At 74.0% G+C, this 12,640-nt stretch carries 8 protein-coding genes; 5 read left to right on the plus strand and 3 right to left on the minus strand.

The window, feature by feature from the left end:
• Positions 1–4: 4 nt before the first annotated feature.
• Complete coding sequence (locus tag AB0A94_RS24735) at positions 5–1,375, minus strand: ABC transporter substrate-binding protein (protein WP_361747647.1); 1,371 nt, start codon at positions 1,373–1,375, stop codon at positions 5–7.
• Positions 1,376–1,755: 380 nt separating this feature from the next.
• Positions 1,756–5,391, minus strand: coding sequence for an FHA domain-containing protein (locus tag AB0A94_RS24740; protein ID WP_361747649.1), 3,636 nt, complete (start codon positions 5,389–5,391; stop codon positions 1,756–1,758).
• Between the two features lie 481 nt (positions 5,392–5,872).
• On the opposite strand from AB0A94_RS24740, the gene AB0A94_RS24745 reads away from it, so the two are divergent.
• The 4 genes from AB0A94_RS24745 (at position 5,873) to AB0A94_RS24760 (ending at position 11,324) form a co-directional block, all read left to right on the plus strand.
• The gene (locus AB0A94_RS24745) at positions 5,873–7,543 is read left to right on the plus strand and encodes a serine/threonine-protein kinase (RefSeq protein WP_361747651.1); all 1,671 of its coding nucleotides are present in this window, start codon (positions 5,873–5,875) and stop codon (positions 7,541–7,543) included.
• A gap of 109 nt (positions 7,544–7,652) precedes the next feature.
• Positions 7,653–8,897: a serine/threonine-protein kinase gene (locus AB0A94_RS24750; RefSeq protein ID WP_361747653.1), complete on the plus strand. Its 1,245-nt coding sequence runs from the start codon at positions 7,653–7,655 to the stop codon at positions 8,895–8,897.
• A 272-nt stretch (positions 8,898–9,169) separates the two neighbouring features.
• Entirely contained in the window at positions 9,170–10,276 is a 1,107-nt protein-coding gene (gene prfB / locus AB0A94_RS24755; protein WP_217128398.1) for a peptide chain release factor 2, read from the plus strand.
• A gap of 307 nt (positions 10,277–10,583) precedes the next feature.
• Complete coding sequence (locus tag AB0A94_RS24760) at positions 10,584–11,324, plus strand: LPXTG cell wall anchor domain-containing protein (protein ID WP_361747655.1); 741 nt, start codon at positions 10,584–10,586, stop codon at positions 11,322–11,324.
• A 97-nt stretch (positions 11,325–11,421) separates the two neighbouring features.
• Here AB0A94_RS24760 and AB0A94_RS24765 read toward each other — a convergent pair whose 3' ends face one another.
• Positions 11,422–11,613, minus strand: coding sequence for a hypothetical protein (locus AB0A94_RS24765; RefSeq protein ID WP_142195050.1), 192 nt, complete (start codon positions 11,611–11,613; stop codon positions 11,422–11,424).
• 331 nt (positions 11,614–11,944) lie between these two features.
• On the opposite strand from AB0A94_RS24765, the gene ftsE reads away from it, so the two are divergent.
• Entirely contained in the window at positions 11,945–12,634 is a 690-nt protein-coding gene (gene ftsE / locus AB0A94_RS24770; RefSeq protein ID WP_030834344.1) for a cell division ATP-binding protein FtsE, read from the plus strand.
• Positions 12,635–12,640 lie beyond the last annotated feature (6 nt).

The following is a 12,640-nucleotide window of genomic DNA, read 5'->3' on the forward strand; positions in this document are numbered from 1 at the left end:
CGGTTCAGTTCCCGTACGCCGCGGCCGCGTCGGCCTCCAGCTTCGCCTGCGTACCGGCGACGTCCTTCGGGTTCTTCAGGAAGTCCTGCAGCGCCTTCCACTCGCCCTTGCCGGGCGTGCCGCCGAACGCCTGCGGGGCCTGGTCGGACATGTCGAAGCGGAAGTCGTCGCCGGACGCGATCAGCGCCTCGGCGATCTTCTTCTGCACGGCGTTCGGGTACGTCGACGGGTCGACGCTCTTGTTCGGGGAGAGGAAGCCGCCCAGCTTCGCGTGGATCGCCGCCGCGTCGGGGGAGGCCAGGAAGGTGGCCAGCGCCTGCGCCGCCTTTGAGTCCTCCAGGATCACGGCCGCGTCACCGCCGGAGACCACCGGCGCGGTGTCGCCGACGGCCGGGAACGGGAACACCTTCGCGTCCGTGCCGACCTCCGCCTCGGTCTCGCCGATGTTGACCTGCGCGAAGTCGCCCTCGTAGACCATGCCGGCCTTGGGCTGGTCGCCGCCGGTGAAGGTCTGCGTCACGGACGTCGGGAAGTCGGTCCCCAGCGCGCCGGACGCGACGTAGTCCTTCTTGCCCCAGATCTCGGCGAGCGTGGTCAGCGCCTCCTTGACGGACGGGTCCGTCCACTTGATCTCGTGCTTGGCGAGCTGGTCGTACTTCTCCGGACCGGCCTGCGAGAGGTAGACGTTCTCGAACCAGTCGGTCAGCGTCCAGCCCTCGGCGCCGCCGACCGAGAACGGGGTGACACCGGAGTCGTACACCGTCTGCGCGGTCGTGAGCAGCTCGTCCCACGTCTTCGGCTCGGCGGCCCCCGCGTTCTCGAAGACCTGGGCGTTGTACCAGATCAGCGACTTGTTGGCGGCCTTGTAGTAGACGCCGTACTGCTTGCCGTCGACCTTGCCGATGTCCTGCCAGCCCTGCGAGTAGTTCTCGCCGAGCTCCTTGGTCGCCTCGGCGCCGAGCGGCTTGGCCCAGCCCTTGTCGACGGCCTGCTTGATGGCGCCGGGCTGCGGCAGCATCGCCACGTCCGGCGGGGCGCCGCCCGCGACCTTCGAGCCGAGGAAGTTGATGATCGGGTCCTGGGCGGGGACGAAGGTCACCTTGGCGCCGGTGCGCTTCTCGAACTCCGCGAGGACCTTCTTGAAGTTGGCCTGCTCGGCGCCGGTCCACACGGCGGCGACCTCGAGGCTCGCGCCGTCCAGCTTCGGAAGGGTGACGGTGGATCCGGTTCCGCCGGTTCCGCCGGTTCCGCCGCCCTTCTCCTCGTCGTCGCCGCCGCCGTCGTCGCCACCGCACGCGGTGAGCGAGACCGCGAGCACTCCGGCGGCGAGCGCCGCGGCACCACGTATCCGGATGATCCTGCTCGTCCTGCGCATCACTGCCCCGTTCTTCGTGCTCCGTCGAACGCCGAGCGCTGTCCCGTGCGCTCTGGTCTACGCCCGGGGGGTAGGGGTGGCAAGACCGCCTCCCGTGTCAAAACGGCTATCGTGACCGCGTCGTGACCAAGCGTCACCGGTCAACCGCGGGCGTCGCCGTCCGCGGGCAGTCGTGCCTCCCCCAGTGCCTCGAAGGCCTGGGAGGTGCCCCCAGGGCGATGGGGGTCCCCCCGCCCGAGCGCAAGCCGAGGGTGGGGGAGGGTGGGCGGTGGGGGCACCTCCCGCTCGAGCGCAGCCGAGAGTGGGGGAGGCACCCCGCAAGCGCCGGGCCGCGCGAACACCCCCCGCCCAGCCCCGAGTGCCGGCCGACGTTCCCCGGGTCAGAGCAGCGACGGCACCTCCGCCGCCGCCACCTGCCGCGCCGCCCGCTCCAACGCACTGGCGAGCAACGCCAGATCGGTGGGCCCGTTACCGAGCTCGCGCACCTGACGGCGGGCCGGCGGATCCCCCATGCGGTGCCATTCCAAAGGAACGACCGTCGGCCGCAGGGTCGCCGTCCGCGGAATGCGCCCGGTCACCCGCCCGCCCTGGAACGCCGTCTCCCGCCCGTCCGGACAGGTCAGCCGCCCCCGCCCCGGCGCCGGTTCGTCCGGACCGCCCCCCGGCACCGCCGCGTCGAGCGCGACCCGCAGCGACGCCTGCCGCACCGGCTCGGTCCGCGCCGTACGGGCGCAGGGCCCGGTGGCCGCCACCAGGTGCACGCCCAGCCGCTCACCGTCCCGCGCCACCGCCTCCAGCGCCCGCATCACCGACCCGGCGGCGGGCCGCCCCGGCGAACCGAGCGCGGGGGACACCAGCGCGTCCAGGTCGTCCACGACCACCACCAGCCGGGGCAGCGGCGGCGCGGCCCCCGTCTTGCGCCGGTCGGCGCCCGGCCGCAGCCGCAGCGTCGAGCTGGGCGGGGTGTCGAGGTCCCCGTTCTGCTCCGCGCGGGACGCGGACGCCGTGCGCTGGGCGACCATGCGGTCCGACAGCTCCCGCCCGGTGTGCCACTCCGCGAAGTCCGACCGGCCCAGCAGCTCCGCGCGCCGCTTCAGCTCGGCGCTCAGGGACTGCGCGAACTCCCGCATCCGCACCGGGTCGTTGGCGCACAGGTGCGTGGTGACGTGCGGTACGTCCGTGCACACGCGCAGGCCCTCGCCGGGCGCGTCGCCCGGCGTGGGGGCGCCCCGGCCGTCGACCAGCACGACGGCCAGCCGGTCGGGACGCTCGGCGGCGGCCAGCGAGGCGACGACCGCCCGCAGCAGTTCCGTACGACCGCTGCCGGGCGGCCCCTCGACCAGCAGGTGCGGTCCGTCGGCGGCGAGGTCGGCGGTGACCGGGCCGCGCGGTCCGGCGCCCAGTACGGCGGTGACGCGTCCGCCGAGCGCCTGGGTGTCGTCGGCCGCGTCCGCCCAGCGGGCCATCAGCGAGGCCGGGGTGGCCCGGGCCAGGCCCAGCTCGTCGAGGAGCCGCGCCGACCGGGGCAGCGGCGCCGACACGCGCGCGTGCCGCTCCCCGCCGGCGCCGTCCGTGCGCAGCGGTGCGAGCGCCCGCGCGAACCGCTCGGCCCAGGCGGGGGAGACCGCGTCGACCGTGGCGAGGGTGCCGTGGCCGACGGGGCCGGAGGGACGGCCGGAGCCGGTCCCGGCCACCCGCAGCAGGCGCAGCGCGGTCGCCACGTCCCCGCTGAGCAGGGCGACGGCCCCGCACTGCCGGAACGCCGGCGCCGCCGCGCAGGCCGCCTCGTACGTCTCCGTCACCGGGGACGCGGGGGAGGCCGCGGCCGTCTCGGCGAGGCACACCACGTGGATCCCGGCCCGGGGTCCCTCCAGGGCCAGCCGTGCCACCGCCTCGCGCACGTCGGAGCCGCCGGGGTCGCCGTCCACGACGACCACGGTGTACGGCCCTTCGTACGGTTCGTACGGTCCCTCACCGGGGGTGCGGGGGGCCGGGTGGCCGTGGTCCTCCAGCCGGCGCAGCAGTTCCTCGGCGCGGGCCGCGGCCTGTTCGCGGTCGTGCGCGAGGAGCAGGCGGCAGTCCTGGCCGTGCCCCGGGCGCACGTGCGGCAGCCAGCCCAGCCAGGACCACTCGGCGGTGCGCTCCGCCAGGGGGCGGGAGGGGTCCGCGGCGATCAGGACGATCTCCAGGGTGTCGGGGGAGTGCAGCGCGGCGAGCTGGGCGAGCACCGTGCGGGCCAGTCCGGCGAGCCGCTCGCGCGGGCCGGCCAGTCCCAGCGCGCCGGCCTCGCGCAGCCCCGAGGTCACCGGGACGGCGGGCAGCAGACCGGAGCCGTCCGGCGCCGGCCGGTCCGCGGTGCCGAGCCGCACCGTGAGCGCCTCCGGGTGGCCCGGTCCGCGCTCCCACAGCCGGGGGCCGGGGCCGAGCGCGGTCAGCAGCAGCGTGGCGGGGTCCGGCCAGGTCTCGGGCACGGCGGGGGCGGTCGCGCCCGGGCCGGGTGCGACACCGGAGCCCTCCTCGCCGTGGGCGGCCCACGCGGCCTGCGGCTCCTGCCGTCCGCCGGTCAGCCGCCGGGCCCAGGCGGTGAGTCCACCGCGCCTGCGCCCGCCCGTCGGCTGGGGGAGGTCGGTGCCGCGCACGGGGGTGCCCTTGCGGGTCCCGGGGAACCCCTCGCGCGGGGTGGAGGGTGTGCCGGTGGGCATGTGGCCGGTGGCGGGCCCGGTGGTCGGGCCGGTGAGACGGCCGGGCGCGCCACCGGGTGCGCCGTCGGGCGCTCGGCCGGGCGCCGGGACGGCCGTCCCGCCCCGGACCCCCTCGCCCCGGACCTCCTCGCCCCGGACCCCCTCGCCCCGGACCTCTTCGCCGCGGACCCCCTCGCCCCGGACCCCCTCGCCCCGGACCCCCTCGCCCCGGACCTCTTCGCCGCGGACCCCCTCGGGAGCCGTCCCGGCGGAACGGCCGGCGGCACCGGGGCCCGTACCGGGCGCGCCCACGCCGGAGCGCCCCGCGTGCGTGTCCCCGTCGGCGGGCAGCGGCCGCGACACGCGGCGGCCCTGGGGAGGGCGGGGCACGTCTCCCCGGGTGACCGTGTGCACCGCGCGCCCCCCGGGGGCGGTGCCGGTGCGCTCGATCCCGGGGGCGCGGCCCTGTCCCGGCACCCGCGGCGGTTGACTCCCGCCGTCCCACCGCGCCGTGTCCGGCGTCTCCCGCGCGTCCTGTACGTCCCGTACACCCTGTACGTCCGGTGCCGTCACGGCCCAGCCCGCCGAGCCGTGGGCGTGGTGGGTGGGGGCCGTCGGTGCCGTCGCGCGCGCGGGGGCGTCCTCGCCGTCGGCCTGCCCGGCCGGGGGCGGCACCCGTACGTGCCCCTCGCCGTCCGGTGTCGTGGCCGCTCGCGCGCGGGGACCCGCCGCCGGGGTCAGGCGCAGGGCCGACTCGCCGACGCGCAGGAGCGCGCCCGGGGTGAGGCGGACCGGGCGGGGGCCCACCCGCCGGCCGTCCAGGGTCGTGCCGTTGGTGGAGCCGAGGTCGGCGACCGAGACGCCGCCGTCCGGGGCGACCGTCACCGCGCAGTGCAGCCGGGAGACGTCCGGGTCGTCGAGCGGTACGTCGGCGTCGGCGGAACGGCCTATGCGGATCTCGCCGCCGTGCAGCAGGTGCACCCCGCCCGCGTCGGGACCGGCGACGACGTGCAGCCGGGTCGGGGCCCCGTCCAGTTCGGGGTGCGGCTCGGGCTCGCCCGGGGCGCCCACGGCCAGCACCGCGCCGTCGATCAGCGGCGGCTCGCCCAGCGTGCAGCGCTGGGCGTCCAGCCGCTGGTCACCGGCGTAGAGCACCGGTGTGCCCGAGGAGCCGGACGGGCCGTCGCCGCCGGGGACCACCGCGGCCAGCGCGGAGGCGACCGCGGCCAGGGCCGTGCCCGCGGGCGCCGTGACCAGCACGTCGCAGCTCGCGGCCCGCTCCCGCGCGGGGGAGGAGGGGCCCAGCGGGTCTACGACGGTCAGCCGGATCTGCATCGCCGTCAGCGGTCCCTTCTGCGCGGGCGCCCGCGACGCGGGGGGACACCACCGCCCCGCGGATCCCCCGCCCGCGGACTTCCCCCACCGCCACACGCGCACGTACGGCCAGTACTTCACGCATCCTCGCACCTGCCACCGACAACGCGCCCGCCCTCCGGCAGCAAATGATCTTGATTGGTCGGCTCTGCCCGCAAAAGTGCCTGACCGGTGAGGAGCGAATGATCGTTCCGGGTCCATTTGAGATCGGTCACGTCCGGCATGCGGCAACCGACGGACCGGGTCGAGCGTCTTTCCTGCGAACCTCCGCCCACGGACGGGAACCGGTACGACGGACGGGAACCAGTGCGTGAGCCCCACGGGGAGATCACGTCGAAGACGACCGGCCGGTATCCCGCGCGGCGGCACTACAGTGGGTCGGAACGTTCCGTGACACGGTGGACCAGGGTGTACGCCAAGCAAGCAGCAGGGAGTGCGTGACGTGCGGCCAGTCGGCAGCAAGTACCTGCTCGAGGAGCCGCTCGGACGCGGCGCCACGGGCACCGTCTGGCGAGCCCGCCAGCGGGAGACCGCGGGCGCCGAGGCGGCCGTACCGGGACAGCCCGGCGAGACCGTCGCGATCAAGGTCCTCAAGGAGGAGCTCGCCAACGACGCCGACGTCGTGATGCGCTTCCTGCGGGAGCGGTCCGTCCTGCTCCGGCTCACCCACCCCAACATCGTCCGGGTCCGCGACCTGGTCGTCGAGGGTGATCTGCTGGCGCTGGTCATGGACCTCGTCGAGGGCCCCGACCTGCACCGCCACCTCCGTGAGAACGGCCCCTTCACCCCCGTCGCCGCCGCCCTGCTGACCGCGCAGATCGCCGACGCGCTCGGCGCCAGCCACGCCGACGGCGTGGTGCACCGCGACCTGAAGCCCGCCAACGTCCTGCTCAAGCAGCAGAACGGCGAGATGCACCCGATGCTGACCGACTTCGGCATCGCCCGCCTCGCCGACTCCCCGGGCCTGACCCGCACCCACGAGTTCGTCGGCACGCCCGCGTACATTGCCCCCGAGTCCGCCGAGGGCCGCCCGCAGACCTCCGCCGTCGACATCTACGGCGCCGGCATCCTGCTGTACGAGCTGGTCACCGGCCGCCCGCCGTTCTCCGGCGGCTCCGCCCTGGAGGTGCTGCACCAGCACCTGAGCGCCGAACCGCGCCGCCCCTCCACGGTCCCCGACCCGCTGTGGACGGTCATCGAGCGCTGCCTGCGCAAGAACCCCGACGAACGGCCCAGCGCCGAGAACCTCGCGCGCGGCCTGCGCGTCGTCGCCGACGGCATCGGCGTGCACGCGAACTCCGCGCAGATCGCCGCCGCCGAGAACGTCGGCGCGCTCCTCGCCCCCGACCCGGCGCCCGCGCCCGTACCCGGCGCGCCGGGCGCCGCCGACCCGACGCAGGTGCTGCCGCAGAGCGGCGCGGGCGGCTACGACCCCGACGGCGCGACCAGCGTCCTGCCGCAGACCGGCGGCCCGGCGGGCGCCGCCGACCCCACGGCCGTCATGCCCCCCGTACCGCCGGGGCAGCCCGGCGGACCCGGTGCCGGTCCGGAGGACCCGCACCCCTGGCAGAACCAGCTCCGCGCCGCCCGCGACCGCAACGAGCAGACCCAGGTCCAGTACCTCGACCCGAGCCAGGACCCGCTGCGCCGCCGCCCCCAGCGGCAGGTCTCCCGGCCCCCGCAGCAGCAGCCGCAGCGGCGCCCCCAGCCGCAGCAGCCCGGCCCCGGCTACGGCCACCCGCAGCAGCACCAGCCCCAGCAGTACGCCCCGCCGCCGGAGCCCCAGCGCCGGCAGCAGCCCCAGCCGCAGCGTTACGCCCCGCCGCCTCCGCCGGAGCCGCAGCGCCCGGCCCGCGAGCCGCGGCAGCCCCGGCAGCGTGGTGCCAACCCGATGCGCATCCCCGGCCTGGGCTGCCTGAAGGGGTGCCTGTTCACGATCGTCATCCTGTTCGTCGCGAGCTGGCTGATCTGGGAGCTGAGCCCGCTCCAGGACTGGATCGGCACCGGCAAGGGCTACTGGGACCAGCTCAGCGACTGGTTCGGCTCGGTGACGGGCTGGATCGAGGACCTGGGCGGCTCCTCGGAGCCCTCGGGCCCCTCCGGGACGAACTGAGCTTGTTTGCTGATTTGTCGACATCTGAAGGGTGATTTCCGGATCCGCTGTGAAGGCCGGCACTCCGGACGCGTAGCTTTAGCGGCAACACGCGTCGGTAGGAGCAGTCTTGGCACGGAGAATCGGCAGCCGGTACACCGCCCATCAGATCCTCGGGCGGGGCAGCGCCGGCACGGTGTGGCTGGGCGAGGGCCCCGACGGGCCCGTCGCCATCAAGCTGCTGCGTGAGGATCTCTCCTCGGACCAGGAGCTCGTCGGCCGCTTCGTGCGGGAGCGGACGGTGCTGCTCGGCCTGGAGCATCCGCACGTCGTCTCCGTACGCGACCTGGTGGTCGACGGCAACGATCTCGCCCTGGTCATGGACCTCGTCCGGGGAACGGACCTGCGCACCCGCCTCGACCGGGAGCGCAGGCTGGCCCCGGAGGCTGCCGTGGCGATCGTCGCCGACGTCGCCGACGGCCTGGCGGCGGCACACGCGGCCGGGGTCGTGCACCGGGACGTGAAACCGGAGAACGTGCTGCTCGACATGGAGGGCCCGTTCGGGCCCGGCGGCTCGCACCGCGCCCTGCTCACCGACTTCGGTGTGGCGAAACTCATCGACACCCCGCGCCGCACCCGGGCCACGAAGATCATCGGAACGCCTGACTACCTGGCCCCGGAGCTCGTCGAGGGCCTGCCCCCGCGCGCCTCGGTCGACATCTACGCGCTGGCCACGGTCCTGTACGAGCTGCTCGCCGGCTTCACGCCGTTCGGCGGCGGCCACCCGGGCGCGGTGCTGCGCCGCCACGTCACCGAGACGGTCGTCCCCCTCCCGGGCATCCCGGACGAGCTGTGGCAGCTGCTGGTGCAGTGCCTGGCGAAGGCCCCGGCGTCCCGGCTGCGCGCCTCCGAGCTGGGCGCACGGCTGCGGGAGCTGCTGCCGATGCTGGCGGGGATGCCGCCGCTGGACGTGGACGAGCCGGACACCGAGCCCGTGGAGGAGGCGGGGGAGGAGCTCCAGCCCTCCGGGCCGGCCCCGGCCGCCGGGGCGCCGGTGCGGCGCCGCGGCGCGGTCCCGCTGGTGCCGGGCGCGAAACCGGCCGACTCCAACCGGGACACGCACACGTCGATGCGGGTGCCGGCCCCCGACGAGCTGGCCGGCGGTGCCCGCGGCACGGCCCGCGCGCCCCGCGCGGCGGGTGCGCGCCGGCCGGGCTCCGCCCGCAACCGCGCGGTCACCCGCCGGCGCCGGCTCACCCTGGCGGTGGCGGCGGTGGTGCTCGTGGCGGCGGGCATCGGCACCTGGCTGGCCACGACGGAGGACGAGGCGCCCCCGCCCCAGGACACCCGGAACTCGGCGCCCGCGAACCCGTAGCTGCGGGCAGTCGTGCCTCCCTCGGTGCCTTGAATGCCTGGGAGGTGCCCCCGGGGCGATGGGGGTCCCCCGGCCCGAGCGCAGCCGAGGGTGGGGGAGGGTGGGCGGTGGGGTGCCTCCCGCTCATGGGGGTCCCCCTGCTCGAGCGAAGCCGGGAGTGGGGGAGGAGCCGAGAGTCGGGGGAGGCACCCGGCCGGCGCCGGCAGGCGAACCGGCCCTCCGGCCCCGCCGCACTGCGTGGGCCGGTGCGCGGAGCCGTTACGCTGGAGGGCGTGGCAGTCGTCGATGTATCCGAAGAGCTCAAGTCCCTCTCCTCGACCATGGAGTCGATCGAGGCCGTTCTGGACCTCGACAAGCTGAGGGCAGACATCGCCGTGCTCGAGGAGCAGGCGGCCGCGCCGTCCCTGTGGGACAACCCGGACGAGGCGCAGAAGATCACCAGCAAGCTCTCCCACCTCCAGGCCGAGGTGCGGAAGACCGAGGCGCTCCGGGGCCGGATCGACGATCTCTCCGTGCTCTTCGAGATGGCCGAGGAGGAGGACGACCCGGACACCCGCGCGGAGGCCGAGTCCGAGCTCGCCGCGGTCCGGAAGGCGCTGGACGAGATGGAGGTCCGCACGCTGCTCAGCGGCGAGTACGACTCCCGTGAGGCGCTCGTCAACATCCGCGCCGAGGCCGGCGGCGTCGACGCGGCCGACTTCGCCGAGAAGCTGCAGCGGATGTACCTGCGCTGGGCGGAGCAGAAGGGCTACAAGACGGAGCTGATCGAGACGTCGTACGCGGAGGAGGCCGGTATCAAGTCGACCACCTTCTCCGTCCAGGCGCCCTACGCCTACGGCACCCTCTCCGTCGAGCAGGGCACCCACCGCCTGGTGCGCATCTCGCCCTTCGACAACCAGGGCCGCCGCCAGACCTCCTTCGCGGGCGTCGAGATCCTCCCCGTGGTCGAGCAGACCGACCACATCGAGATCGACGAGTCCGAGCTGCGGGTGGACGTGTACCGGTCGTCCGGTCCCGGCGGTCAGGGCGTGAACACCACCGACTCCGCGGTGCGGCTCACCCACCTTCCCACCGGCATCGTGGTCTCCTGCCAGAACGAGCGCTCCCAGATCCAGAACAAGGCCACCGCGATGAACGTCCTCCAGGCCAAGCTCCTGGAGCGGCGCCGCCAGGAGGAGCAGGCCAAGATGGACGCCCTCAAGGGCGACGGCGGCAACTCCTGGGGCAACCAGATGCGTTCGTACGTGCTGCACCCGTACCAGATGGTCAAGGACCTGCGCACGGAGCACGAAGTCGGCAACCCCGAGTCCGTGTTCAACGGCGAGATCGACGGCTTCCTGGAGGCCGGAATTCGCTGGCGCAAGCAGCAGGAGAAGTAACCTCCCGCGCGAACGCAGATTTGTCGACAAGGCAACTGCCGTCACTTGGACGGCAGTTGCCTTTTTCGTCCGGTGGCATCCGGGATTTACATCACACTCACAGTTTCGTTTTCACGCAAAGCGTGCGTAGGTGGACATCGCGTACGCAACGGCCTTGACGTTCTTTTGGAAAATGGGAAAGGTGAAGCGTGGCATGCGTATCTCTGGGGCGCATGTGAACCGGGGGGCGTTTCATCAGAGTCACCCCCGTTGATCACCGCCCCGAGCGCGGCCTCATTGACGATCAGCTACTGGGGGTAGCACACACATGACGAAGAAGACGCGGATCCGCGTCGCACGCATCGCAGCCGGCGCCGTGATCGCCGCGGGTGCGTCGTTGACGGCGGCGGGTGCCGCTTCGGCGCTCGAGTTCAACATCGGCATCACCACCGAGGGCGACGAGCCGGACCCGGGCTGTGACATCGTGGTCAATCCGGACTGCGAAGGGGAGGGTGGCGAGAACCCGGGTGGTGAGAACCCGGGTGGTGAGAACCCCGGTGGTGAGAACCCCGGTGGTGAGAACCCGGGTGGTGAGAACCCCGGTGGTGAGAACCCGGGCGGTGAGAACCCCGGTGGTGAGAACCCGGGTGGTGAGAACCCGGGCGGTGAGAACCCCGGTGGTGAGAACCCTGGTGGCGAGAACCCCGGCGGTGAGAACCCCGGTGGCGAGGAGCCGGGCGGGGAAGAGCCCGGTGGCGAGGACCCCGGTAACGGTGGCGAGGACCCCGTAGAGCCCGCCCCGGGTGACGACGGTGACGACGACAACACCGGCACCACCCCGGACGGCGGTAACGACGCCTCTCCCCAGGACGAGGGCTCCTCGGCCCTCACCGACACCGGCGACGACGTCCCGGCCACCTCGGCCCAGGGCGGCGACGGCAAGGAGCTCGCCGAGACCGGTGCCGCCGAGACCACCTTCCTGCTGATCGGTGCCGCCACGATGATCGCCGGCGGTATCGGCTTCCGGGTGCTGCCGCGCATGATGTCCGGCCGCGGCGCAGCCGCCTGACGGTGGCCGCGCGCGTACGCACCGTACTCATGACGTAACGCGAAGGGCCCGGAGCGCAACCGCGCTCCGGGTCCTTCGCCGCGTCCTGTCCCGTACGTCAGGCGGTCTGGTGGGCGAGCAGCGCCACCGCCGCGACCAGCACCGCCAGCAGCGCGATCAGCGTCATGGGGTTCAGCCCCGCGAAGAAGTTCTCCTGCTGCAGCCGCTCGCGGTTCGCGCGGCACACCGGGCACCGGCCCTCGCTCACGGGCGCGGCGCAGTTCGCGCACACCAGCCGGTCGTACGTCATGCGCTCGCCCTCCTCGCACCGGTTCCAGATGAACAACGCCCACCCTCTCGCGAACGTTCCCCTTCCACTGTGCCAGGTTCCCGCGGAAGCCGCGCCGGGTCGCTCCGGGAGGGGTGGTTTGGGAGGGTTTCGCGGCTGCGGCGCTGCGGGGCCGGCCGCGCCCGCGCGGCGGAGCCGCACATGTCACAGCCCCGCGCCCCGGGGGTGCTGTGCCCGCCCGGCACTGGAACAAAAGGGCGTAAGTCCTGCACAACGGCTCCGGTGCCTGCGCTCGCCTACCCGGTTCGCGTATGGTCACGCTCATCTACCCCCGGCTAACCGTGGTGCATCCGTGATCCGATTCGACAACGTGTCCAAGGCCTACCCCAAGCAGAACCGCCCCGCACTCAGGGACGTCACCCTGGAAGTGGAGAAGGGCGAGTTCGTCTTCCTCGTGGGGTCCTCCGGCTCCGGAAAGTCCACCTTCCTGCGGCTGATCCTCCGCGAGGAGCGGGCCAGCCACGGACAGGTGCACGTCCTGGGCAAGGACCTCGCCCGCGTCTCCAACTGGAAGGTGCCGCAGATCCGGCGCCAGCTGGGGACCGTTTTCCAGGACTTCCGCCTGCTGCCGAACAAGACGGTCGCCGAGAACGTCGCCTTCGCGCAGGAGGTCATCGGCAAGTCGCGCGGCGAGATCCGCAAGTCCGTGCCGCAGGTGCTCGACCTCGTCGGGCTCGGCGGCAAGGAGGAGCGGATGCCCGGCGAGCTCTCCGGCGGTGAGCAGCAGCGCGTCGCCATCGCGCGGGCCTTCGTCAACCGGCCCAAGCTGCTCATCTGCGACGAGCCCACCGGCAACCTCGACCCGCAGACCTCCGTCGGCATCATGAAGCTGCTCGACCGGATCAACCGGACGGGCACCACCGTGGTGATGGCGACGCACGACCAGAACATCGTGGACCAGATGCGCAAGCGCGTCATCGAGCTGGAGAAGGGCCGTCTCGTCCGCGACCAGGCACGCGGCGTCTACGGCTACCAGCACTGACGCTCC

Origin of the sequence: Streptomyces sp. NPDC044984 (assembly GCF_040646935.1) — a bacterium.
In the GTDB taxonomy this organism is placed as follows: Bacteria; Actinomycetota; Actinomycetes; order Streptomycetales; family Streptomycetaceae; genus Streptomyces.